This window comes from Gammaproteobacteria bacterium, from assembly GCA_034522055.1.
Taxonomy (GTDB): Bacteria; Pseudomonadota; Gammaproteobacteria; order JAABTG01; family JAABTG01; genus JAABTG01.
In genome coordinates, this window is sequence record JAXHLS010000006.1 from 746,244 (window position 1) to 769,250 (window position 23,007).

The window sequence follows — 23,007 nt, forward strand, 5'->3', positions numbered from 1 at the left end:
TTATTCTTCCGGGGTGGTGTATACCTTGCGACCACGGTAATAGCCGTCGGGCGTGATGTGGTGCCGCAGATGGACCTCGCCGGTGGTCGGGTCGGTAGACAGTGCGGGGCTCGACAGCTTGTCATGGGCGCGCCGCATGCCGCGTTTGGAAGGTGTCTTTCTGTTTTTCTGAACAGCCATTGCTAGAGTTTCTCCAAGTAACTGAATCTATTGGGGCGAATGCGTGCCCCTGCATCCACCAGACCACCATGGGATGGATGCCCGGTGCCTGTGGCCAGTGTCTAGCCCAGTACCCAGCCCATTGCCCAGCCCAGTGGCTAGGGAAAAGGGCTCTCACCGAACCGCGCGGTGTACATTACACGCCGCTAACCAGCCCGGAAAGCGCGGCTTCCGAACTCCTTGCGGGCAGCGTCCGGAGACCGCTGCCGCGCTTACCGCCGCGCCTCCGGCGGGGCGCTAATCCCCTTTGTCGAGCAGCTTTCTGAGGTCCCGGAACGGCTGGCGCGCGCCTCGCGTCGGCGCTTCCGAATCCGCCGCCGGCACTTCCCTGCAGGACCGGGCATGACGCGCCACGATGGGGAGCGCAAGCAGTATTTCGTCTTCCACCAGTTTCCGAATACTCAACGGGGCGTCCCCCACTATCAGCGGCTCGAGTTCCTCCGGGAGCCTCTCGGCTTCCGCCTCCGAGGAGCAGAGACCGAGGTGCGGCCTGATCTCCAGTTTGACGGCCATGGGCTCGAGGCAGCGCTGGCACTGCAGGGTCACCGTACCAACCAGGTGCCCCCCGATCACGGCGTGATTCGCGGCGTCACGACCGAATTCGAGCCGGACCGCGAACTCTCCACTGCTGTCGATGACGGCGGACAGGACGCGCGCAAGCGCGGCGACGGCGTAGGAATCCTCCATAACCGCTCGCCTTTCAACGAGTTGAAACGGCTCTATCAGTTCTGGGAGGCGGCCCGGCATAAACGAGGAATGGTACAAAACAGCCCGCCGACAAGTCAAAGTAATTCGCGCCATCCCGGTTCAGGGCGAATCGTCGCGGGATAGGCCCAAGACTGATCTACTGCCACCGCCCGTTCTTGCGGTACGGCTGTCGGGATTCATCCCGACAGTCAGACCCCACCCACGCGCACCCGCCGCTATAGATGTTCCAACTATTCCCACGCCAGTGCTGGCCACGACGTCGCCGGGGAGCAGCCATTTCGTGTCATCTTGGCGAACCGTTTAAAACTCATTCATACTCCCGCCCCTTCAACGGGATCCGCCCCGCCACGCCGCCGCCTCGAGACAACCTCGCATAGGGATGAACACCCACGGACAAGAAGGCCCCGAAGTGCTGCTTGCAGCCCGCGATCTGGCCTGCGAAAGGGACGACCGACTGCTGTTTTCCGGCCTCGATTTTCAACTCGCGGCCCGGGAGATCCTTCAAGTCGAGGGCCGCAATGGCAGCGGCAAGACCAGTCTCCTGCGCATCATCTGCGGACTGGCGCTGGCCAGCGCAGGCGGGATCTACTGGCGGAACCAACCGGTGGAACGGGTGCGCCCGGATTATCTCAGCCAAATCAATTATCTGGGCCATCATGCCGGGGTCAAGGCCGAGCTGACTCCGCTGGAAAACCTGCGTTTCGCCCAGGCCCTCGCTACCCCGCGTGGCGATGTCGACCTCTACGGGGTGTTGGACCGCCTGTCTCTGCGCGGCTTCGAGGACGTGCCCTGCCGGATGCTGTCGGCGGGCCAGAACCGGCGGGTCGGGCTGGCACGCCTGCTGGTCAGCGATGCCTTGCTATGGGTGCTCGACGAGCCCTTCACCGCCCTCGACCGCAGGGGGATAGCCGATGTCGAGGCCATCTTGCTGGAGCATGTTCGAAGCGGAGGCATCGTGGTGCTCACCACTCACCACACCACCCGCCTCGACGGCTGCACGGTCAAGGTCATCGACCTCAGCGCCGGGGTATCCGATTCGTGACGGAGGCGGATGGACGAATGGGCCACGTCTTCGTCAGGGTCCTGATGCGGGACCTGACCCTGGCGTTCCGGCACCGCGGCGAACTGGCCAATCCCCTGGTGTTTTTCGTCATGGTGGTCAGCCTGTTCCCTCTGGGTATAGGTCCGGCGCCTTCCACCCTGGCGGAGATCGCGCCGGGGATCATCTGGGTGGCCGCGCTGCTGGCTTCCATGCTCGCCCTGGATGCCATGTTCCGTACGGATTTCGAGGACGGCTCCCTTGAACAGATGGCCTTGAGCCACCACCCCCTGTCGGTGATCGTCCTGGCCAAGGTACTGGCCCATTGGCTGATCACCGGCCTGCCCCTGATTATCATCGCGCCGTTGTTGGGGGTGCTGCTGTATCTGCCGGGTGACGCCATGTGGGTGCTGGTGGCCAGCCTCGCCCTCGGCACCCCCGTACTGAGTCTCATCGGTGCCATCGGCACGGGGCTCACGGTGGGGCTGAAGCGCGGTGGCGTGCTGTTGTCCCTGCTGGTGCTCCCCCTCTATGTGCCGGTGCTGATCTTCGGCGCCCTGGCCGTCAACGATGCCACCGCCGGGCTCAGCGTAGCGGGTCATCTCTATCTCATGGGGGCGTTGCTGGTCCTCTCCATCGCCCTATCCCCTCTGGCAACCGCTGCCGCCATCCGGGTCAGCATCGGCTAGAATCCCATTCCCATGCGTATACCACGATTCCTTCACCGTTTCTCCTCGCCCCGCATTTACTACGGCATCGCCGGCTGGCTGTCCCAATGGACCCTGGCAGTGGCCCTCGGCCTGATGGTAGTCGGCCTCTATATCGGCCTGGTGCTGGCGCCCACCCATTCCGAGCAGGGGGAGAGTTACCGCATCATCTTCATCCACGTGCCGGCCGCTTCCAATTCCATGATGGTGTATGTGGTCATGGCGGTGGCGAGCCTCATCTTTTTAGTTTGGCGCATCAAGCTGGCGGACGTAGTGGCGGCCGCCAGCGCGCCCATCGGGGCCTCTTTCACCTTTCTGGCTCTCGTGACCGGCTCCATCTGGGGCAAGCCCACTTGGGGGACCTGGTGGCAATGGGATGCGCGGCTGACCTCGGAACTGATCCTGCTGTTCCTGTATCTCGGTTACATGGCCCTGCGGGCGGCCATCGAGAATCGCCAGAATGCGGGACGGGCCGCCGCGGTGCTGGCCCTCGTGGGGGTCATCAACATCCCCATCATCCACTACTCGGTGCAGTGGTGGAACACCCTCCATCAGGGCGCCACCATCAGCAAGTTCTCCCAGCCCTCCATCCAGGGCACCATGCTCGCGGCGCTGCTGCTGATGATGGCCATGTTCGTATTCTTCTACGCCACTGCCTTGCTGGTGCGGGGGCGCTGCATGGTGTTGCAGAACGAGGTCCGGGCATCCTGGGTCCGGGAGCCGCCCGTGACCCGGCCGCAATACGTCGCCTGGACCATCCCGTTGATCGCGATCATATTCACGGCATGGTTGCACCTGTCATCGGAGCGTGAAGCCGTTTACAGTCCCGGTGAACTGGCACAGGTCTCCGCAGTCGAACACGAGGCGATCACCGTGCAGGGGGTCGTGCGGGACGTCGAGGACCACGGGGCCATCAAGCGTTTTCGTCTGGCAGTGGACGACGCGGCCGTGGATATACGCTTCCCGGGCAATCTCCCGGCACAGTTCAGGGCCGGCTGGGGTGCCCGGGTGACCGGCACGTACGCCGCGGAGACGGGGCGCATCGAGGCCCGTTCCGTGGCCGCCCTCAATGTACGGGACCACAGCAGTTACGTCATAATCGCCTACCTGATTGCCCTGGTGACGCTGCTGATCAACGCGCTGGCGCCTTATCGTTGTCTGGCAACGAGCAAGGCCGTCATTGCGCGCAGACACAGGCGCGAGGAACTCGATAGATGAATCCGAAAAGAAAACAACGACTGGCGCTGATCGGCGCCTTGGTGACCCTGGTGGCCGTCGCCGTGGGTCTGATGCTCATGGCCCTCAACGAGAACATTAATCTGTTTTTCAGCCCCACCCAGGTGGCGGCGGGCGAGGTCCCGGACAACCATGTATTCCGCCTCGGCGGCCTGGTGGAGAACGGCAGCGTCAAGCGCCGTCAGGACTCCCTGGAGGTGGAATTCAAGGTCACCGATACCGCGCACAACATACCCGTGGTTTATACCGGCATCCTGCCCGATCTGTTCCGTGAGGGTCAGGGGATCATCGCCCTCGGGCGGCTGAACGGCAACGGCCAGTTCGTGGCCGACGAGGTACTGGCCAAGCACGACGAGAACTACATGCCGCCGGAGGTGGCCGAGGCCCTGAAGGCGGTGGAAACCAGTCCGGGCAACAACCCGCTCTCCCACCCCGGGCAAGGCTCATGATCCCCGAAATCGGGCATTTCGCCCTCATCATCGCCCTGTCCATCGCGATCATCCAGGGTACTCTGCCATTGCTGGGGGTGTGGCTGGACCGACCCGCATGGATAGGTGTGGCGGTTCCTGCGGCCCGGGCCCAGGTGCTGTTCCTGGCCATCTCCTTCATCTGTCTGACCTATGCCTTCCTGGTGGATGATTTCTCGGTGGCCTACGTCGCCACCAACTCAAACACCGCCCAGCCCCTGATGTACAAGATCTCCGCCGTGTGGGGGGCCCACGAGGGCTCGCTGTTGCTTTGGGTGCTGATGCTGGGGATCTGGGGCCTGGCCATCACCCTGTTCAGCCGCTCCGTGCCGGAGGTCTTCACGGCGCGGGTGCTGGCGGTCATCGGTCTGGTGGGTGTGGGCTTCCTGCTGTTCACCCTGGGCACCTCCAACCCCTTCGAACGCCTGTTCCCGGCACCGCTGCAGGGGCGCGAGCTGAACCCGTTGCTCCAGGACCCCGGGCTCGCCATCCACCCGCCCATGTTGTACCTGGGTTATGTGGGCATGGTAGTGCCCTTCGCCTTTGCCATCGCCGCCCTGCTGGAGGGCCGACTGGATTCCGCATGGGTGCGCTGGACGCGGCCCTGGACCAACGTGGCCTGGATGTTCCTGACCTTCGGCATCGCCCTCGGTAGCTGGTGGGCCTACTATGAACTGGGTTGGGGCGGCTGGTGGTTCTGGGACCCGGTGGAGAACGCCTCGTTCATGCCGTGGCTGGTGGCCACCGCCCTCATCCACTCCCTCGCCGTCACCGAGAAGCGGGGCTCCTTTCGCAGCTGGACGGTCCTGCTGTCCATCTTCGCCTTCTCCCTCAGTCTGTTGGGGACCTTCCTGGTGCGTTCCGGGGTGCTGGTATCCGTCCACGCCTTCGCCACCGATCCGGCGCGCGGGATGTACATACTCATCTTCCTGTGCGTGGTCATCGGCTCTTCCCTGCTGCTGTTCGCCTGGCGTGCCGCCGCGGTGAGTGCCAGCGCCAGGTTCGAGTGGGTATCCAAGGATACCTTTCTGCTGCTGAACAACATCCTGCTCACGGTGGCCGCGGCCAGTGTGCTCATCGGCACCCTCTACCCGCTGTTTCTGGACGCCCTGGGGCTCGGCAAGATCTCGGTGGGACCACCCTACTTCAACACGGTTTTCGTGCCCCTCATGCTGCCCCTGCTGTTGCTCATGGGCATCGGCCCGCTGGCGCGCTGGAAGAAGGACACGCCGGCGCGGCTCGCGCGGCTGAACCGCTTCACCCTGCCCGCGGCCATCGTGCTCGCCTCGGTGACCCTCGGACTGGTGGGTAAGCTGTCGGACATCATGGTATGGCTGGGTCTGTTCGCGGCCTTCTGGATCGTGGTCACGGCCCTCTATGGCGTCCGCCGCCAGATGGGTGGCAAGGGCATGCGGGGCCTGTCTCTCGGCTTCGGCGGCATGACCGTCGCCCACACGGGTATGGCGGTGTTCGTGGTCGGGGTGACCCTCACCTCGGCCTACAGCATCGAGCAGGACGTGCGCATGGCCCCCGGCGACAGCCTCGAAGTGAAGGATTATCGCTTCCAGTTCGAGGGTGTGGCGCCCCATCGGGGGGCCAATTACCGTTCCACCATGGGGACCATGGATGTCTATGAGGGTGGTGAACGCGTTACCACGCTCTATCCCGAGAAACGATACTATGCCTCCCAGGAGAACCCCATGACCGAGGCCGCCATCGACGCCGGGGTGACCCGGGACCTCTACGTCGCCCTCGGTGAGCCGGTGGGCAGTGGTGCCTGGGCGGTGCGCGTCTACCACAAGCCCTTCATACAGTGGATCTGGTTCGGTTGCCTGATGATGGGCATAGGCGGCCTCTTGGCCTCCTTCGACCGGCGCTACCGTCTGGCTCGCCGGGTGGTGAGGGCGGGTGGTGCCGGCGCGACGCCACGGCCGATGGCCGGCATAGCAGAGGGTGCCGGGGGATGATGCGACTGCTGATTCCCTTCGGAATCTTCATCGTCCTGATCGTTTTCCTGGGTATCGGGCTCGGCCTTAACCCCCGCGAGGTACCCTCCCCTCTCATCAACAAGGCGGCTCCGGCGTTCGAGTTGCCCACCCTGGCGGATGCCGAAAGGTCCATCGGTCTGGAAGACCTCAAGGCCGATGGTGTCGTGTTGTTCAATGTGTGGGCGAGCTGGTGCGTGGCCTGTCGTCACGAACATCCCTTGCTGGTGTCCCTCGCGCGCCAGAACGTCATCCCCATCTATGGTCTGAACTACAAGGATGAACGACCGGCGGCGCTGCAGTGGCTGCGACAACTCGGCAACCCCTACAAGGCGAGCGTCTATGACGAGGATGGTCGGGTCGGTATCGACTGGGGGGTCTACGGCGTCCCCGAAACCTTCGTGGTGGATGGTGATGGCATCATTCGCCACAAACACACCGGACCACTGACGGTAGAGGCCTGGGAGACGGAAGTGCTGCCGCGGATCCGGCGGCTACAGGAGGGCGAAGGATGAAAATGACGCGGCTGCTGCTGATTCTCCTGGCCTGCGGTCTGGCCGCCGGTGCCTGGGGATCGGTGGAACCACTGTCCTTCTCCTCCCCCGAGGCGGAGAGACGCTACAAGAACCTCATCGAGGAACTCCGCTGCCTGGTGTGTCAGAACCAGAACCTCGCCGCCTCCGATGCCGATCTGGCGAAGGATCTGCGACGTGAGACCTACAACATGGTGGAGGAAGGCAAGACCGAGGGTGAGGTCATCGACTTCATGGTGGACCGCTACGGCGATTTCGTCCTCTACCGGCCACCCGTCAAGAGTACCACCCTGCTATTGTGGCTGACGCCGCTGCTTCTGGCACTGGCCGGCCTGACGGTTCTGTTCCTGCAGATCAGGAAACGCAAGGCAGCCAGTGCATCCAGCGACGAGGCCCTGAGCGCCGAGGAACAGGCTCGCCTCGACAATCTGCTCGACCATTCTCCCTCCGACTCCCGGGATAACTGATGCTTTTCTGGATACTCGCCACCCTCATGGTGCTGGCCGCGCTCGCCATGCTCCTGCCCAGTCTGTTCGGTTGGCGTCGCGGCAGTGCCGTGGACCGTGCCTCCCTCAACATGGAAATCTTCAATGATCGCCTCGCCCAACTCGACCAGGACAAGGCCGACGGGGTCATGAGCGCGGAGGATTATGCCGCCGCCCGCCACGAACTGGAGCGGGAGCTGCTACGTGATGCCGGTGGTGAACAACCCCAGACCGGGACGACGGGTACAGTCACGGCCAGTCGCGGGAGCGCCCTCGTCGTCGGGCTGTTCGTTCCGTTGCTCACCCTTGGTCTCTATTTCAGCATCGGCGAGCGGGAACTGGCGACCAATGCCATTCAGACGGCCGGCCAAAGCGGCGGCCAGAGCGGCGGCCAGGGCGGCCGGCAACCCTCCATAGCTGAGATGGTGGACGGGCTGGCCAGCAAAATGGAAAAGGAGCCCCGCAACCTGGAGGGGTGGACCATGCTGGGCCGTTCCTATCAGATGCTCGAGCGCTACGATGAGGCCCTCGCGGCCTTCGCCCATGCCCGGGAGCTGGCGCCCCAGGATCCGGACCTCCTGGTGTTCCACGGGGAGACCCTGGCCCTGGCACGGGGCGGCAATCTGGAAGGAGAGCCGGCGCGTTTCGTGTCCCGGGCCCTGGCCATCGAGCCGAACCACCCTAACGGCCTGTGGCTGAAGGGGGTCGCCGCCCGCCAGCAGGGTGACGCCGGTACCGCGTTGGCAAGCTGGCGGCGGCTGCGCGGGCTCCTCGAAGAAGATGAGCGGGCGATGCTGGATGAACATATCGCCGATCTCGAAGCCGATAGGGGGAACGAGACGCCAACATCCGCCGGCGCGGCCGTGACGGCCGCCGAGCCCACGCCGTCACCGGCAACCCTCGATGAGGCGGCGGAGATCAAGGTGAAGGTGAGCCTGGATAGCGTTACGGCAGCCGAGGCCCGCGACTCCGATACCGTGTTCGTCTTCGCCCGCGCCGCCGCCGGGCCTCGCATGCCCCTGGCCATCGTGCGCAAGACCGTCGCCGATCTGCCCTTCGAGGTGGTTCTGGACGACGATATGGCCATGACGCCGGCCTTCCGCCTGTCGAACTTCGACGAGGTGGTCATCGGCGCACGCATCTCTCGCAGCGGCAATGCCATGCCCCAGGCCGGCGATCTCCAGGGGCTCAGCAAACCCGTGCCGTGGCGTCGCGCGCCGGCGGTGGACGTGGTCATCGACAGCCGCGTCGAGGGCTGATCCGCCCGCCCCGCCGGACCCACGGCTGGACAAGCACGCCGCCAAGTAACAATAATGCGGCGCTTCCGGGCCTTCGGGTGGCAGGCCCGGCAGATCATCGGTCCGCTCACGCCCGGCGTTCGCTCGCGCTGGAAATCCTCTATTTTTTACAACGAGTTACCGGATGATTAGAAAGATCCTCATCGCCAATCGTGGTGAAATCGCGGTCCGTATCGTGCGCGCCTGCAATGAGATGGGGATCACCGCGGTGGCGGTGTACACGGACGCGGACCGCCATGCCCTGCACGTCAAGAAGGCGGATGAGGCCTATAACATCGGCCCCGAGTCGGTAGCCGGCTATCTCAACGTCCACCGACTGGTGAATCTCGCCGTCGCCACGGGCTGTGACGCCCTGCACCCGGGCTATGGCTTCCTGTCGGAGAATCCCACCCTGGCGGAGATCTGTCGGGCCCGGGGCGTGAAGTTCATCGGCCCCACCGCCCATGTCATCCGCCGCATGGGGGACAAGATCAGGGCCCGCGAGGCCATGATCGAGGCCGGCATACCGGTGGTCCCGGGCAGCGACGGCAATCTCGATTCCCTGGACGACGCCCGCCGTGTGGCCGGAAAAATAGGCTATCCGGTGATGCTCAAGGCCACTTCCGGCGGCGGCGGCCGGGGCATCAGGCGCTGCGACTCCGAGCGTGAACTCGAGAACAACTTCGCCCGTGTCACCTCCGAGGCCATCAAGGCCTTCGGCAGCGCCAACGTGTTCCTGGAGAAGGCCATCGTCAACCCCCGGCACATCGAGGTGCAGATACTGGCGGACGAACACGGCAACGTTATCCACCTGTTCGAGCGCGACTGCTCCATCCAGCGCCGCCACCAGAAGCTCATCGAGATCGCGCCGTCGCCGCAACTGGACGAGGGGCTGCGCGAAACCATCGGTGAGTATGCCGCCCGGGCCGCCGATGCCGTGGGCTACACCAACGCCGGCACGGTGGAGTTCCTGCTGGCGGATGACGGCAACGTGTACTTCATGGAAATGAACACCCGGCTACAGGTGGAACATACGGTCACCGAGCAGATCACCGGCATCGACATCGTCAAGCGGCAGATCCATATCGCCAACGGCGAGCCCCTGGGCATCACCCAGGAAGACGTGAGTCGCCGGGGGTTCGCCATGCAGTTCCGCATCAATGCCGAGGACCCCAAGAACGACTTCCTGCCGAGTTTCGGCGTGGTCACGCGCTACTATGCCCCTGGCGGTCCCGGGGTGCGTACCGATGGGGCCATCTACACGGGATACGAGATCCCCCCCTATTACGACTCCCTGTGCGTCAAGCTGACTGTGTGGGCCCTGACCTGGCCGGAGGTGCTGGATCGGGCGGCGCGGGCCTTGAGTGATATCGGCGTCTACGGGGTGCGCACCACCATCCCCTATTATCGGCAGATCCTGACCACCGAGGAGTTCCGCAGTGGCAACTTCAACACCGGGTTCGTGGAGTCCCATCCCGAGCTTCTCGAGTACTCCAGCAAGCGCCGGCCCCAGGAACTCAGCGCCGCCATCGCCGCCGCCATCGCCGGTCATCTGGGCTTCTGAAGGGGCCCGGGGTTCGGGATCCGTGTACCGCACATCTAACTGAGGAACGTCAACTATGTCCCGGGTTTCCATCACAGACACCATTCTGCGAGACGCGCATCAGTGCCTGATCGCCACGCGGATGCGTACCGAGGACATGTTGCCCATCTGCCCGAAGCTGGACACGGTGGGCTTCTGGTCCCTCGAGGTATGGGGTGGAGCCACCTTCGACACCTGCATGCGGTTCCTCAAGGAGGACCCCTGGGAGCGGCTGAAGGCACTGCGCAAGGCCCTGCCCAACACGCCCCTGCAGATGCTGTTGCGTGGCCAGAATCTCTTGGGATACCGCCACTACTCCGACGACGTGGTGCGGGCCTTCATCCATCTGGCCGCCGTCAACGGCGTCGATATCTTCCGTATCTTCGACGCCCTCAACGATACCCGCAACCTGGAGACGGCCATAGCCGCGGTACGCAAGGAGGGCAAGCATGCCCAGGGGGCCATCTCCTACACCGTGAGCCCGGTGCATTCCATCCCCCGTTTCGTGGAAATGGCGGAAAAGCTGGAGACCATGGGCTGCGACTCCGTGGCCATCAAGGACATGGCAGGCCTGCTCACGCCCCTGACCACCCATGATCTGGTATCCCGGCTCAAAGAGGCCGTGAGCATCCCCATTCATGTCCACTCCCACGCCACCTCCGGGTTATCGGAGATGTGCATGCTCAAGGCGGTGGAGGCCGGGTGCGACAACATCAACACCGCCATCTCCGCGTTCTCCGGGGGGGCCAGTCACCCGCCCACGGAGAGTATGGTGGCGGCCTTCAAGGACACTCCCTACGACACCGGCCTCGACCTGGAACTGCTCCAGGAGATCGGCTTCTATTTCTATGGCGTGCGCAAGAAGTACCATCACTTCGAGAGCGAGTACACCGGTCTGGATACCCGGGTCCAGGTGTCCCAGGTGCCGGGGGGGATGGTGTCGAACCTGGTCAACCAGCTCCGGGAGCAGGGTGCCCTGGACAAGATGAGCGCGGTGATGGCCGAGATCCCCAAGGTACGGCAGGACCTGGGCTACCCGCCCCTGGTGACTCCCACCTCCCAGATCGTGGGCACCCAGGCGGTGATCAACGTGTTGAACGGTGAGCGTTACAAGACCGTGACCAACGAGGTGAAGCTCTATCTCAAGGGACGCTATGGCCAGCCCCTCGGCGAGGTGAACTCGGTGGTGCGCAAGCTGGCCATCGGCGACGACGAGGTCATCACCTGTCGCCCTGCCGATCTGCTGCCCGATGAGATGGACGAATTGCGCCACAACGTGGGCGACCTGGCCGAGTCCGAGGAGGACGTGCTCTCCTATGCCATGTTCCCCGAGGTGGCGAAGGACTTCCTGGAGGACCGCAAGGCGGGCACCCTGGTGCCCGAGCCCCTCGAGCCCATCGATCCGAGCCAGTCCTCCCGCGGCCCCGCACCGACGGAGTTCAACCTCACGGTGCATGGCGAGACCTATCACATCCAGCTCAAGGGTACGGGCCACAAGACCCAGGAGAAGCGCCCCTTCTATCTCACCGTCGACGGCATGCCCGAGGAGGTGATGGTGGAATCCCTCCACGAGATCCCCCTGGATCCCGGTGGTTCCCAGAGCACCATCCACAAGGGCAGCCGGCGCCCACCGGCCCGCGACAAGGGGGACGTCACCACGTCGATGCCCGGCACCATCGTGGAGATCCTGGTGAAGGAAGGCGACCGGGTATCGGCGGGTGACCCCGTCATCGTGACGGAGGCCATGAAGATGGAGACGGAGATCCAGGCTCCCATCACGGGCACGGTCAAGGTCGTCCATGTGAACAAGGGCGATACGGTCAATCCGGACGAGGCCCTCATCGAGATCCGCGCCGACTGAAGGCCCATGCCCTCCTCCCCTCTTCCGCAGCTCGTCCTCGCCTCCACCTCACCCTACCGCCGTGCGCTGCTGGAGCGCCTCGGCGTGCCTTTCGAGACCACGGATCCGGCGGTAGACGAGAGCCCCCTGCCTCATGAGGCACCCGAGGCACTGGTACGGCGTCTTTCCGAGGCCAAGGCGCGCCAGGGCGGCCGCGGGCGTGACCATGCCCTGGTGGTCGGCTCCGATCAGATGGCGATGGTGGATGGTGAATTGCTGGGCAAGCCCGGCGATCACGACCATGCTGTCAGGCAACTGGAACGTTCCAGCGACCGGATGGTGACCTTCCTCACCGGCCTGTGCGTCCTCGACACCCGCAGCGGCCGGGCCGCCACCGACATGGTGCCCTTCCGGGTGGTATTCCGCCCCTTGAGCCGCGCCCAGATCGAGAGCTATCTGGCCCGCGAGCGGCCCTATAATGCTGCCGGCAGCTTCAAGTCGGAGGGCCTGGGCGTGGCCTTATTCCAACGCATGGAGGGGGACGATCCCACGGCCCTGGTGGGGTTGCCCCTCATTCGCCTCGTGGAACTGCTGCGCGAGGGCGGCCTGGATGTGCTGGACGTTCGCGCACCAGAGGCATCCTGAGGAAATGCGATGGCATATCGCGCCCCTCTCTTCTCAGGGGCCCCGTAACAGCCCGCGAGTGCCCAGGGTATCCGTGAACTGGCGTCCCAGCATCACGGCGAAGCGGTCGGCCAAGCGCTCCAGATAAGCCGGGCGGCGGGTGAAATCGACCACTTCCTCCTCCCCTATCACCTCGCGAGCCACATAACCGGGGCTGCCGAGGCCGTCCACCAGACCGAGATTGAGACTCTCCTCCCCCGTCCATATGAGGCCCGAGAAGAGCTTCTCATTTTCTACCAGGCGCTCGCCCCGCCCGTCCCGCACCGCGGCGATGAACTGCTGGTGGATCCGCTCCAGCAGGCCTTCGATATGAGCCACCTCCGTGTCTTCCAGGGGTGAGAAGGGGTCCATCAGGGCCTTGTGCTCACCCGCCGTCAGCAGGCGCCGCTCCACCCCCAGCTTGTCCATCGCATCCACGAAGCCGAAACTCCCCATCAGCACGCCGATGGAGCCCACCAGACTGGCCTTGTTCACGTATATCTTGTCGGCGGCGGCGGCCACATAGTAGCCGCCGGAGGCACACAGGTCCGTGACCACCGCATAGAGGGGTATATCCTCGTGCTTGGCCCGCAGGCGCTTGATCTCATCGTGGATATAGGCCGACTGCACGGCACTGCCGCCCGGGCTGTTGATGCGCAGTACGATGCCCTTGGTGTTCTCATCCTCGAAGGCCTTCCGCAGGCCGCTGATGACGGAGTCGGCGCTGGCCTCCGAGGCATCCGAGATGACACCGTCCAGGTCCACCAGGGCGGTATGGGAGCCGCCGTTCAGCCCCATGAGTTCCAGATCCGTGGGCAGGTAGAGCACCAGCAGCAGTGCCAGGTAGACGGCCAGCAGGAGCTTGAAGAAGATTCCCCAGCGCCGGGCCCGCCGCTGCTCCCGCAGGGCCGCCACCGAGAGTTCGCGTACCAGCTTGCGTTCCCAGGACTCCGGCTGGTCGTTCAGCCCATCCAGTTTCATATCGTCTAGGTCTGACATCGATCTGTTGTTCTCAGCTTACGGATAAGGATTCGACCACACGGCGCTGGCTACTTACAACGGCGCATTCCAGGGTCGGTAGTCAGAAGTTCAGGTCCCGCAGTACGCCCGGCAGGGCCGGGAATTCCTCGATCAGGGCCCAGGGAGACAGGTGCTGCAGGCGATCCCGATGCTGCACGCCGTAGGTGACGCCGATTGCGCCGATGCCGGCGTTGGCCGCCATGTTCAGATCGAACTCCGTGTCGCCCACCATCACCGCCGCGGCGGGCTCCACGCCGGTGAACTCCAGGATCTCCTCCACCATCCGGGGATGGGGCTTGGAACAGCTCTCGTCGGCGCAACGGCTGGTGACGAATAGGGGACCGAGACCGGTGTCCCGCAGGGCCCGATCGAGGCCGGCGCGTCCCTTGCCCGTGGCCACCGCCAGCAGATACCCGGACTCCGAGAGCGCCGCCAGGGTGGTGTCCACACCGGGAAACAGGGGCATGGGGTCGCCATCCTCAGCCAGGAAGTGGCTGCGGTAACGCTCGATGAAACTCAGGCAAAACGCCTCCGGCTCCTCGGGGAACAGGGTACGCACCGCCTCCATGAGTCCCAGACCGATGATGTCCCGCACCCGGTGTTGCTCCAGATCCGGCCGCTCAAGATCCTGGGCCGCGGCCATGGCCGAGGCCACGATGCGGGCCTCCGAATCCATCAACGTACCGTCCCAATCCAGAATGATGAGGCGGGTCATGACAGGGCACACTCGAGTTCGAGGACCTTCAGGATCTCCGTCAGATCCGCGGGCAGGGGTGCCGTCACCTCGACCTCGCCGCCGAGGCGGGTAGGGATCCGCAGGCGCCAGGCGTGGAGAAACAACCGCTTGAGGCCGTGCTCCCGAATCATCTCGTTGAAGGCATGGTCACCGTATTTTTCATCCCCGGCCAGGGGATGGCCGAGATGCGCCCCATGGACGCGGATCTGGTGGGTGCGGCCGGTAAGCAGGGTGACACGCACCAGGGAGGCGGCGGAGCCGGCTGCGAGACCCTCGAACACGCTCCTGGATGCCTTGCCCGCCGCATCCACTCGCACCATGCGCTCACCGGAGCGCAGCTGATTCTTGAGCAGAGGCGCATCCACCATCGTACGGCCGGGCGCAAAGCGGCCCTTCACCAGGGCCACATAGGTCTTGTCCATGCCCCCGGCACGCAGGGTGTCATGGAGGAACTTCAGGGCACTGCGGCGTTTGGCCAGGATCAGGCAGCCCGAGGTATCCCTGTCCAGGCGATGGACCAGCTCCAGGTAGGGAAGTTCCGGTCGCATCATGCGCGCCGACTCGATGACGCCGAGGCTCTGTCCACTGCCGCCATGCACCGCCATGCCCGCCGGCTTGTCCAGCACCCAGATATCGTCGTCCTCCAACAGGGTGCGGGTGGCCAGGCGACGCCCGTGAGCACGTCCGAGGCCCTCGTCCTTTTCGCTGGGTGTCGCCTGGCGGACGGGGGGAATGCGGATCACATCGCCGGCCTGGAGGCGGTAATCGGGTTTGATGCGGCCGCGATTGACCCTGACCTCACCCTTGCGCAGGATGCGGTAGATGCGGCTCTTGGGAACGCCCTTCAGTTCGTTACGCAGGAAGTTATCCACACGCTGCCCCGCGAAGGCCGGATCCACCACCACTTCCCGCACCGCCGGCCGGGGTGTCGGCTGATTCTGGTTCATGGCCGGCATGATAACAGGACGGGTCCATAAAAATGCTTTTTAAACTAATCACCTAAGTGGGCAACAGTCCTTTACCGGGGGTGCCCAAGATTGTTATATTTCATCTTCCCAAAAAGGGTGGTGCGGTCGACGTGCTTCCGGCGGGCGCCAGAGTCTGCGCCGCAAGGATCGGGCCGTACCAGGTACTAGAACTGATGATTTTCACCGTCGTGTTGACTGGCGGTATGGGCGGCCGGTTTGATTCATCCGGCTGTCGCAAGGGTAAAGATATCCGGCACGGGACGGCGGCCTATCGGTCATGCCGTCGCCCTGCCCGATGTGGATTTAGTGCTGCACGGTCGGCGTCCCCCAACGGGTGTGCCAGGCCGCCCGAACCGGCGACGGAGCCCGGCTGCGGGACAGCCCGGTGATCCCTGATTGTTTTTGATTGCAATGAGTTAGGGGTTGTTTCTGACGCTGATGCCAAAGCGCGCGGCGACGTGCGCCAAGCCTAACCCTCCCCGCCCTGACATACCTGCTGCCCAGCCGAGTGATGGTGACTGTCGTTCTTCCTTCGAAGAGCGCCAAGCCAAGGGGCAGAACCTGAAATGAAACGTATGCTTTTTAATGCGACTCAGCCGGAAGAGTTGCGCGTGGCCATGGTGGACGGCCAACGTCTCTACGATCTCGATATAGAGACGCCCTCGCGCGAGAAGCGCAAATCCAACATCTATAAGGGGCGTATCACCCGCGTCGAGCCCAGCCTGGAGGCCGCGTTCATAGACTATGGTGCGGAACGCCACGGCTTCCTGCCTTTGAAGGACGTCGCCCGCAGCTACTTTCGCGACACCGGCAAGAAGGAAGGTGGCAAGGTCACCATCTCGGAGGCCCTGAAGGAAGGCCAGGAACTCCTGGTCCAGGTGGAAAAGGAGGAGCGCGGCAACAAGGGGGCGGCGCTGACCACCTTCATCAGCCTCGCCGGCCGCTACCTGGTGCTCATGCCCAACAATCCCCGGGCGGGTGGAGTCTCCCGCCGTGTCGAGGGCGATGACCGAGCCGAGCTGCGGGAAACCCTGAGCGCCCTCGCCCTCCCCGAGGGCATGGGGCTCATCGTGCGCACCGCGGGCGTCGGCCGCAATCAGGAAGAACTCCAATGGGACCTGGATTACCTGCTCCACCTGTGGTCGGCCATCGAGGCGGCCGCCAGCGATCGCAAGGCGCCGATGCTGGTGCATCAGGAAAGCAACATCATCATCCGTGCCATCCGGGACTACTTCCGCCAGGAGATCCACGAAATCCTCATCGACAGTGAGGATGTGTTCCGTCAGGCCACCAATTTCGTCACGCAGGTCATGCCGGGCGAACTGGGCAAGTTGAAGTTCTACGACGACCCGGTGCCCCTGTTCAGCCGTTATCAGATCGAGAGCCAGATCGAAACGGCCTTCCAGCGCGAGGTGCGCCTGCCCTCCGGCGGCGCCCTGGTCATCGACCATACCGAGGCCCTGGTGTCGATAGACATCAACTCCGCCCGCGCCACCAAGGGCCAGGACATCGAGGAAACGGCCTTCAACACCAACCTGGAGGCCGCGGACGAGGTGGCCCGACAGCTACGGCTACGCGACCTCGGGGGGCTGATCGTCATCGATTTCATCGACATGACCCCGACCCGCCACCAGCGAGAGGTGGAAAACCGCCTGCGCGAGGCCCTCAAGCTAGACCGCGCCCGGGTGCAGATCGGTCGCATATCCCGCTTCGGCTTGCTGGAGATGTCCCGCCAGCGCCTGCGCCCCTCCCTGGGTGAATCCAGTCAGGTGGTGTGCCCCCGCTGCAAGGGCCACGGCACCATCCTGAGTCCGGAATCCCTCGCCCTGCGTACCCTGCGGCTGGTGGAAGAGGAGGCCATGAAGGAGAAGACAGGCAAGGTGGTGGCCCAACTTCCCGTGAACGTCGCCACCTTCCTGCTCAACGAGAAGCGCCACATGATCCAGGCCTTCGAGAGTCGCGAAGGCGTGCAGATCATCCTCGTGCCCAACCCCGACTTCGAGACCCCCCACTACGATATCCAGCGGGTTCGCGAAGACGAACTGACCCACGATGCCTTCCAGAAGAACAGCTCTGATCTGGCCACCAAACCCTCCTTGGATGAGGAAATCGTACAGTTGACGCCGCCGGCCCGGACCGAAGAGCCGGCAGTGAAGCCCATACCGCCCGCGGCACCGGCGCCTGCCGCCCCGGCGCAGGCGAAGCCCGAGGAGCGCGGCAATGCCGGTGATGCCGGCCTCATCCGGCGGCTGTGGGGCAGCCTCTTCGGCGGCACGGAAAACGCTATGGAGGCGCCGGCCAAGGGTCAGCAGAAGGAGGAGGAGGCGACCGCTGCGCCCCCGGCAACGGATGGGAACGGTGCGTCCAGGGAGTCATCCCGGCGCCGCCCCGCGCGACGCTCCACCAGCCAGAACAAGGCATCCGAGGCGGGTGAAGACCAGGCTGCGAGCACCCAGCAAGGGAATGAGGCAGCCTCCGGCACCTCGGAACGTGGTGCCGAGCCGGGTGCGAACCGGAGCCGCGGCGAGCAAGGCTCGCGGCGCGGTGGGCGCCGGCGCGGAGGACGTCGCAGCCGCTCCAGTGGCGACTCCCAGGCGGCGGACGCCAGCCAACGCAAGTCGGAGGACGCGGCGGCGGAAGGCGAACAGCCCACCGCGGCCGTAACCGAGGGCTCGCCCCCAGCAGCTGATGCCTCGCCGCCGCCCCCGGCAGCCGCCAAGAAGAGCAGCAGGCGGCGCCGGCGGTCACCCCGCAAACCGGCCCCCGGCGGCGATGGGACCACCACCGAGGAACAGCGGGCGGAGGCCCGGAGTGATAACCCCGCTGGCAACCCATCGCCATCGGCCTCAGAGGGCGTGGCCCCCAGGTCTCCCGTCCCTCCTCCCCCACCGGCACCCGGCGTCCCAGCCTCAGGCCCCCCATCGGGGGGTGAGGGAGGCCCTACGGCGGCGCCCCTGCCCGCAAAGGCCGACAGTTCCACAACGCCGGTACCGCCTCCCGAGCCGCGGCCAGCGACGGCAGATAAATCCCCCCCAGTGGTGACGGCGACGCCGGCCGAGGTCGACAAGCCCAGGACCGATAAGTCCCAGGGTGAAAAGCCCCAGGCCGAGAAGCCCCAGGGTGAGAAGTCCCAGAGTGAGAAGTCCCAGAGTGAGAAGCTCCAGGGTGAGAAGCCCCTGGTGGAGAAGCCCCAGGCCGAGAAGCCCCAGACCGAGAAGCCCCAAGCCAAGAAGTCCGAGGTGGAAAAGCCCCAGTCCGAGAAGACGAAGAGCAGTGATGGGGGGACGAGTCAGGTGGTGGAGGCGACCACGAAGCCGGAGAGCGACAGCCCTGGGGTGGCCGGCAAGGACAAGGAGCAAGCGCGGGAAAAGACGGGCAGCACCAGCGGCGCGAGAGCGGACGCCGACAAGCGCCCTGACCGGGAGCCCTCGACGAGCGACTGAGTACAGGTCTATGTCGCGCTTGGTCGCCGCCCCGGCCGGGCTTGCGCGAACCAGGCCCTACGACAAGGTTCGTGGATCCAGGAGATCGGTGCCGTTTCCCTTCGTAAGCGCGTCGCATCCAGGGATGGGCTAGAACCCGGGGATCGCTTAAGAGGGGCTGTTCAGGTGGCGGCCTCGAGCACCACCACGGCGGCCGCGAATTGACGCTCATCGGTGATGCTGAGGTGGGCGGCGACAATACCCCGTCGCCGGAGCAGGGCCAGGGCCTCGCCATGGAACTCGAGCAATGGTTTCCCCAGGTGGTCGTGACCGACGGAGATGGAGCGAAAGGACACGCCGTCCCGCATGCCGGTACCGAGGGCCTTGCTGGCCGCTTCCTTGGCGGCGAAACGCCGTGCCAGCAGGCGATCCGGTTGGGGGTGGCATTGCCACTCGGGCAGTTCGATATCCGTCAGCAGGCGCAGTGCGAAACGCAGCCCCCAGCGGTCATGAGCCGTGGTGATTCTGGCCACCTCCACCAGGTCCATCCCTACCCCATAGATCACCCGCCTCGGGCCTCCGCCATGAGACGTTTCATCTCCCGTACCGCTTCTTCGATACCGCCGAACAGGGCCCGCGCGATGATGGCATGACCAATGTTGAGTTCCCGCACCTGGGGGATGCGCGCCACGGCCCCCACGTTCTGATAATTGAGGCCATGGCCGGCATTGACCTGCAGGCCCAGTCCGGCACCCAGGTCCACCGCCGCTTCGATACGCCGAAGTTCCTCCATGCGTGTGGCATTATCTGGGGCGTCGGCGTAGCGGCCGGTATGCAATTCCACCACGGGCGCCCCGGCCGTGCGGGCCGCCTCCACCTGGCGTGGCTCCGGATCGATGAACAGCGACACCCGGATCCCGGCCGCCGCGAGACGCGCGCAGGCCCCGGCGATACGCTCCGGATCACCAGCCACGTCCAGGCCACCCTCGGTAGTGAGTTCCGCGCGGCGTTCGGGCACGAGGCAGCAATCTTCGGGACGGATACGCTCGGCCACCCCCATCACCCCCTCATCGACGGCCATCTCCAGATTCATGCGTGTCAGCAGCGTCTGCCTGATGATCTCCACATCCCTCTCCTGGATGTGCCGGCGGTCTTCCCGCAGATGCAGGGTGATGGCATCGGCGCCACCGTGCTCGGCCAGGTGGGTAGCCATGACCGGATCGGGGTAACGGGTTCCCCGGGCCTCACGCAGGGTGGCTACGTGGTCGATGTTGACGCCGAGGAGGATGGGGTGGGTCTGTGTGCTCAAGCTGACTCCTGCATGTGGTTAGATGGGTTCTGGATACAAGCCGTGAACCTCGTACTCGTCGAAGTTGTCAGAGTCTATTGCTTCGGGGCCGGTGGTTCATCCCATGGAGCGGAACAGCTGCCGTGTCTCCAAAGGACGACCTTCGAGATGGGCGTTGACCACGAAGCGCATCAACCGTTTCGCCTCACGGAGTTCCGGGGCGGCCGTCAGTTCCTCGCGGTGGAGGGCGAGCAGGGTGCGGCCGGTCACTTTCGGTTCGTCCAGGGCCGCCGTGCCCGTCGTGCCCGTCGTGCGCACCGGTCCGTGATCGAGGCGATAGTGATAATCCGTATCGGACTCGATGGCAGTATCACTGTTCGCTTCATGGGTCAGGATGAGTCCGTATCCCAGGGCCTCGAGGAGGCGTTTCTCGAACACGCGGAACAGGGCCTCCGTGCCCGTGGGCGCGGCGAGGCGCTCGAGGGCCTCGCCATAGGCTGCGTAGATTTCGGGATGGGGATCGCTGCGATGGAGCAGTCGTAGGATCAGTTCATTGAGATAGAGGGCCCCGGCGATCCGGGGACCCCGAAAAATGAAGGGTGCACCGGCCGCCTCCACGCCGGTCACCGTCGGCAACTCGCCGGCACCCGACCATGACACCAGCAAAGGCTGAAAGGGCTGGAACGGCCGCCCGCGCTTGCCGCCTCCCCGGCTACCGCGGGCCACTACGCCGAGACGTCCGTGGTCCCGGGTGAGCAGTTCCAGTATCTGGCTGGTCTCACGAAACGGCCGGCCATGGAGTACGAAGCAAGGTGCCAGAACCACGCGGGCCATGGTCACGCCCCGTCGTAACCCATGCGCCGCAGCAGGCGTTCATCGTCGCTCCAGTTCTCTTTCACCTTGACCCAAGTGCGCAGGAACACCTTGCCCTCCAGCATGGACTCCAGGTCCCGCCTGGCATCGGCGCCCGCCTTTTTCAATATTCGTCCCCCATGGCCGATGACCATCCCCTTCTGACTCTCCCTTTCCACCCAGATCACCGCGTCGATGTGGAACACGCCATTTCGGGTCTTGAAGCGTTCGATCTCCACCGTGAGACGGTAGGGCAGTTCTTCACCCAGGGCGCGAGTGAGCTTCTCGCGAACCAGTTCGGCAGCCAGGAATCGCTCACTGCGATCGGTCACTTGTTCCTCGGGGAACAGGGGAGGGCCGACGGGCAGACGGGCGGCGATCTGCAGTTCCAACACCTCGATGTTCTCGCCGTGGGTGGCCGAGACAGGGATGATCTCGCCACCGGGAAGATGTTGCTGCACGGTGGCGAGGAAGGGTAGTAGTTGGTCCTTTTGCTTGACACGGTCCACCTGGCTTACCAGGAGCAGCACCGGTTTGGAGATGGCGGCGATCCGCTGCAGCACCAGGTCATCCTCATCCGTCCATTGCAGGGCGCGGACCATGAACAGCACGACATCCACCTGCTCCAGGGCCCCGTCGGCGGCCCGATTCATGTAGCGATTGATGGCCCGCCGCGCATGGCGGTGAATGCCCGGGGTGTCGAGATACACCACTTGGTGACGGGCGGTGGTCTGGATGCCCAGCACCTGGTGACGCGTGGTCTGGGGTTTGCGGCTGGTGATGCTGACCTTCTGGCCCACCAGACGATTGAGCAGCGTGGACTTGCCCACGTTGGGTCGGCCCACGATGGCCGCGTAGCCACAACGGAACTCGTCAGGGACACCCTCGTCTTGGTCGAAATCCGCGGGCATCATGGGTCGCCCAACTCCGCCAGGGCGCGCGCCGCGGCCACCTGTTCGGCCTTGCGTCGCGACCCCGCGGAACCGCGGGTGGCGAGACCGAGTTCCTTCAATTCGCACAGGACATGAAAAGACTGATCGTGCCCCTCGCCCTCGATATCGGTCACGGCATAGTCGGGCAAGGGCAGTTGGCGGGCCTGGAGGTGCTCCTGAAGCCTGGTCTTGGCGTCCTTGGCGGCATCGCGCGGGTCCATGGCGTCCAGGCGTTTCCCCAGCAGCTCCGCGATGAGGGCACGTGTGGCCGCCATGCCGGCATCCAGGTAGACCGCCCCGAGGAGGGCCTCGAGACAGTCCGCGAGGATGGACTTACGGTTCCTTCCTCCGCTCTTGAGTTCGCCCTCCCCCAGCACCAGGCTGGGGCCGAGGTCCAGCTCCCGGGCGATCTCCGCCAGGGTTTCGCGCCTCACCAGGGCCGCCCGCATCCGTGTCAATTCGCCTTCGGTGGCGGTGGGGAAACGCTGATAGAGCAATTCGGCGGTCACGAAGCCGAGTACGGCGTCGCCCAGAAATTCCAGGCGCTCGTTGTTGTTGCGCCCGGAACTGCGGTGGGTCAGGGCCTGGCGCAGCAGGGCCTCATCGGCAAACTCGTGATCCAGGCGCCCGACCGTTGCGGCCATGGGGTTAAATGCTGTATTCCTTGTGCCAGTCCGCGAGGATGGACAGGTTGCCCACCAGTTCGCGCTGGGCCTGGTACTTGACGGTTATGGTCACGGAGCCATCCTCTCCACGCTTGATCTTCAGGGCATCTTTGAGATTCTTTTGGTTGAATCTGCGGATGCCATTGATCTCCATGTGACGCAGAAACTTGTCGTGTATCTCGTGGTTCGAGAGCTTGCGGGCATCCGGCTGGCTGGCGATGTTCTTGAGTGCCGTATCCACCTGGAAGGATTCCAGATACAAGGGCGTCACCTTGAGCCCGAACAGTATGAGGCTCCCCGCGACGGCCAGGACGATCAACAATCCGAAAAAACCCAGACCGCGTTGTTGGTTGATTCCCCTCATGATTAACCCCCCGTATACA

The 23,007-nt window shown here is 64.6% G+C and carries 23 protein-coding genes; 12 read left to right on the forward strand and 11 right to left on the reverse strand.

Annotated features, from left to right (window positions below; all coding sequences use genetic code 11):
• The gene (gene rpmF / locus U5S82_22240; protein MDZ7754282.1) at window positions 1-180 is read right to left on the reverse strand and encodes a 50S ribosomal protein L32; all 180 of its coding nucleotides are present in this window, start codon (window positions 178-180) and stop codon (window positions 1-3) included.
• Between the two features lie 276 nt (window positions 181-456).
• A complete protein-coding gene (locus U5S82_22245; GenBank protein ID MDZ7754283.1) occupies window positions 457-906 on the reverse strand; it encodes a YceD family protein in 450 nt (149 codons plus the stop codon).
• Window positions 907-1,336: 430 nt separating this feature from the next.
• On the opposite strand from U5S82_22245, the gene ccmA reads away from it, so the two are divergent.
• The 11 genes from ccmA to U5S82_22300 all read left to right on the forward strand — a co-directional run bounded on the left by ccmA (window position 1,337) and on the right by U5S82_22300 (window position 12,723).
• The gene (gene ccmA / locus U5S82_22250; protein MDZ7754284.1) at window positions 1,337-1,969 is read left to right on the forward strand and encodes a cytochrome c biogenesis heme-transporting ATPase CcmA; all 633 of its coding nucleotides are present in this window, start codon (window positions 1,337-1,339) and stop codon (window positions 1,967-1,969) included.
• Window positions 1,970-1,986: 17 nt separating this feature from the next.
• On the forward strand, window positions 1,987-2,655 hold the full coding sequence (ccmB, locus tag U5S82_22255) for a heme exporter protein CcmB (protein ID MDZ7754285.1): 669 nt from the start codon (window positions 1,987-1,989) through the stop codon (window positions 2,653-2,655).
• A 12-nt stretch (window positions 2,656-2,667) separates the two neighbouring features.
• Complete coding sequence (locus U5S82_22260; protein MDZ7754286.1) at window positions 2,668-3,891, forward strand: cytochrome c maturation protein CcmE; 1,224 nt, start codon at window positions 2,668-2,670, stop codon at window positions 3,889-3,891.
• Complete coding sequence (gene ccmE / locus U5S82_22265; protein ID MDZ7754287.1) at window positions 3,888-4,358, forward strand: cytochrome c maturation protein CcmE; 471 nt, start codon at window positions 3,888-3,890, stop codon at window positions 4,356-4,358. Before U5S82_22260 ends, ccmE begins: the two co-directional genes overlap by 4 nt.
• On the forward strand, window positions 4,355-6,343 hold the full coding sequence (locus U5S82_22270; protein MDZ7754288.1) for a heme lyase CcmF/NrfE family subunit: 1,989 nt from the start codon (window positions 4,355-4,357) through the stop codon (window positions 6,341-6,343). The genes ccmE and U5S82_22270 overlap by 4 nt, the downstream gene beginning before the upstream one ends.
• On the forward strand, window positions 6,340-6,876 hold the full coding sequence (locus tag U5S82_22275; GenBank protein MDZ7754289.1) for a DsbE family thiol:disulfide interchange protein: 537 nt from the start codon (window positions 6,340-6,342) through the stop codon (window positions 6,874-6,876). Before U5S82_22270 ends, U5S82_22275 begins: the two co-directional genes overlap by 4 nt.
• Window positions 6,873-7,361 carry a cytochrome c-type biogenesis protein gene (locus U5S82_22280; protein ID MDZ7754290.1) on the forward strand — a complete coding sequence of 163 codons (489 nt, stop codon included), beginning with the start codon at window positions 6,873-6,875 and terminating at the stop codon, window positions 7,359-7,361. The genes U5S82_22275 and U5S82_22280 overlap by 4 nt, the downstream gene beginning before the upstream one ends.
• Window positions 7,361-8,638 (forward strand): c-type cytochrome biogenesis protein CcmI, encoded by a 1,278-nt coding sequence (gene ccmI, locus U5S82_22285; protein ID MDZ7754291.1) that lies wholly within the window; start codon window positions 7,361-7,363, stop codon window positions 8,636-8,638. The genes U5S82_22280 and ccmI overlap by 1 nt, the downstream gene beginning before the upstream one ends.
• 163 nt (window positions 8,639-8,801) lie before the next feature.
• Window positions 8,802-10,220 (forward strand): acetyl-CoA carboxylase biotin carboxylase subunit, encoded by a 1,419-nt coding sequence (locus U5S82_22290; GenBank protein ID MDZ7754292.1) that lies wholly within the window; start codon window positions 8,802-8,804, stop codon window positions 10,218-10,220.
• Window positions 10,221-10,275: 55 nt separating this feature from the next.
• Window positions 10,276-12,099: a sodium-extruding oxaloacetate decarboxylase subunit alpha gene (gene oadA, locus U5S82_22295; GenBank protein ID MDZ7754293.1), complete on the forward strand. Its 1,824-nt coding sequence runs from the start codon at window positions 10,276-10,278 to the stop codon at window positions 12,097-12,099.
• 6 nt (window positions 12,100-12,105) lie between these two features.
• The gene (locus U5S82_22300; protein MDZ7754294.1) at window positions 12,106-12,723 is read left to right on the forward strand and encodes a Maf family nucleotide pyrophosphatase; all 618 of its coding nucleotides are present in this window, start codon (window positions 12,106-12,108) and stop codon (window positions 12,721-12,723) included.
• 33 nt (window positions 12,724-12,756) lie between these two features.
• Here the strand turns inward: U5S82_22300 and U5S82_22305 are convergent, their stop codons facing one another.
• The 3 genes from U5S82_22305 to U5S82_22315 form a co-directional block, all read right to left on the reverse strand.
• Window positions 12,757-13,740 carry a S49 family peptidase gene (locus U5S82_22305; protein ID MDZ7754295.1) on the reverse strand — a complete coding sequence of 328 codons (984 nt, stop codon included), beginning with the start codon at window positions 13,738-13,740 and terminating at the stop codon, window positions 12,757-12,759.
• Between the two features lie 82 nt (window positions 13,741-13,822).
• Complete coding sequence (locus tag U5S82_22310; GenBank protein MDZ7754296.1) at window positions 13,823-14,476, reverse strand: HAD-IA family hydrolase; 654 nt, start codon at window positions 14,474-14,476, stop codon at window positions 13,823-13,825.
• On the reverse strand, window positions 14,473-15,444 hold the full coding sequence (locus tag U5S82_22315) for an RluA family pseudouridine synthase (protein ID MDZ7754297.1): 972 nt from the start codon (window positions 15,442-15,444) through the stop codon (window positions 14,473-14,475). The genes U5S82_22310 and U5S82_22315 overlap by 4 nt, the downstream gene beginning before the upstream one ends.
• Window positions 15,445-16,040: 596 nt before the next feature.
• Here U5S82_22315 and rne point away from each other — a divergent pair.
• Entirely contained in the window at window positions 16,041-18,908 is a 2,868-nt protein-coding gene (gene rne / locus U5S82_22320) for a ribonuclease E (GenBank protein ID MDZ7754298.1), read from the forward strand.
• Between the two features lie 161 nt (window positions 18,909-19,069).
• On the opposite strand, the gene acpS is transcribed toward rne, so the two are convergent.
• From acpS to U5S82_22350, 6 genes are all read right to left on the reverse strand, one after another.
• Complete coding sequence (gene acpS / locus U5S82_22325; protein ID MDZ7754299.1) at window positions 19,070-19,453, reverse strand: holo-ACP synthase; 384 nt, start codon at window positions 19,451-19,453, stop codon at window positions 19,070-19,072.
• Complete coding sequence (pdxJ, locus tag U5S82_22330) at window positions 19,450-20,196, reverse strand: pyridoxine 5'-phosphate synthase (GenBank protein MDZ7754300.1); 747 nt, start codon at window positions 20,194-20,196, stop codon at window positions 19,450-19,452. The genes acpS and pdxJ overlap by 4 nt, the downstream gene beginning before the upstream one ends.
• Before the next feature lie 96 nt (window positions 20,197-20,292).
• Window positions 20,293-21,009 (reverse strand): DNA repair protein RecO, encoded by a 717-nt coding sequence (gene recO, locus U5S82_22335; GenBank protein MDZ7754301.1) that lies wholly within the window; start codon window positions 21,007-21,009, stop codon window positions 20,293-20,295.
• 2 nt (window positions 21,010-21,011) lie between these two features.
• Entirely contained in the window at window positions 21,012-21,938 is a 927-nt protein-coding gene (gene era, locus U5S82_22340) for a GTPase Era (GenBank protein MDZ7754302.1), read from the reverse strand.
• Window positions 21,938-22,603, reverse strand: a complete 666-nt coding sequence (gene rnc / locus U5S82_22345; GenBank protein ID MDZ7754303.1) for a ribonuclease III — start codon at window positions 22,601-22,603, stop codon at window positions 21,938-21,940. Before rnc ends, era begins: the two co-directional genes overlap by 1 nt.
• Before the next feature lie 4 nt (window positions 22,604-22,607).
• Window positions 22,608-22,988 (reverse strand): DUF4845 domain-containing protein, encoded by a 381-nt coding sequence (locus U5S82_22350; protein ID MDZ7754304.1) that lies wholly within the window; start codon window positions 22,986-22,988, stop codon window positions 22,608-22,610.
• Window positions 22,989-23,007: the final 19 nt, after the last annotated feature.

Coding starts and splice junctions, on each gene's coding strand:
- rpmF (MDZ7754282.1), bottom strand. CDS start 180: ATGGCTGTTCAGAAAAACAGAAAGACACCTTCCAAACGCGGCATGCGG.
- U5S82_22245 (MDZ7754283.1), bottom strand. CDS start 906: ATGGAGGATTCCTACGCCGTCGCCGCGCTTGCGCGCGTCCTGTCCGCC.
- ccmB (MDZ7754285.1), top strand. CDS start 1,987: ATGGGCCACGTCTTCGTCAGGGTCCTGATGCGGGACCTGACCCTGGCG.
- U5S82_22260 (MDZ7754286.1), top strand. CDS start 2,668: ATGCGTATACCACGATTCCTTCACCGTTTCTCCTCGCCCCGCATTTAC.
- ccmE (MDZ7754287.1), top strand. CDS start 3,888: ATGAATCCGAAAAGAAAACAACGACTGGCGCTGATCGGCGCCTTGGTG.
- U5S82_22270 (MDZ7754288.1), top strand. CDS start 4,355: ATGATCCCCGAAATCGGGCATTTCGCCCTCATCATCGCCCTGTCCATC.
- U5S82_22275 (MDZ7754289.1), top strand. CDS start 6,340: ATGATGCGACTGCTGATTCCCTTCGGAATCTTCATCGTCCTGATCGTT.
- U5S82_22280 (MDZ7754290.1), top strand. CDS start 6,873: ATGAAAATGACGCGGCTGCTGCTGATTCTCCTGGCCTGCGGTCTGGCC.
- ccmI (MDZ7754291.1), top strand. CDS start 7,361: ATGCTTTTCTGGATACTCGCCACCCTCATGGTGCTGGCCGCGCTCGCC.
- U5S82_22290 (MDZ7754292.1), top strand. CDS start 8,802: ATGATTAGAAAGATCCTCATCGCCAATCGTGGTGAAATCGCGGTCCGT.
- oadA (MDZ7754293.1), top strand. CDS start 10,276: ATGTCCCGGGTTTCCATCACAGACACCATTCTGCGAGACGCGCATCAG.
- U5S82_22300 (MDZ7754294.1), top strand. CDS start 12,106: ATGCCCTCCTCCCCTCTTCCGCAGCTCGTCCTCGCCTCCACCTCACCC.
- U5S82_22305 (MDZ7754295.1), bottom strand. CDS start 13,740: ATGTCAGACCTAGACGATATGAAACTGGATGGGCTGAACGACCAGCCG.
- U5S82_22310 (MDZ7754296.1), bottom strand. CDS start 14,476: ATGACCCGCCTCATCATTCTGGATTGGGACGGTACGTTGATGGATTCG.
- U5S82_22315 (MDZ7754297.1), bottom strand. CDS start 15,444: ATGAACCAGAATCAGCCGACACCCCGGCCGGCGGTGCGGGAAGTGGTG.
- rne (MDZ7754298.1), top strand. CDS start 16,041: ATGCTTTTTAATGCGACTCAGCCGGAAGAGTTGCGCGTGGCCATGGTG.
- recO (MDZ7754301.1), bottom strand. CDS start 21,009: ATGGCCCGCGTGGTTCTGGCACCTTGCTTCGTACTCCATGGCCGGCCG.
- era (MDZ7754302.1), bottom strand. CDS start 21,938: ATGCCCGCGGATTTCGACCAAGACGAGGGTGTCCCTGACGAGTTCCGT.
- rnc (MDZ7754303.1), bottom strand. CDS start 22,603: ATGGCCGCAACGGTCGGGCGCCTGGATCACGAGTTTGCCGATGAGGCC.
- U5S82_22350 (MDZ7754304.1), bottom strand. CDS start 22,988: ATGAGGGGAATCAACCAACAACGCGGTCTGGGTTTTTTCGGATTGTTG.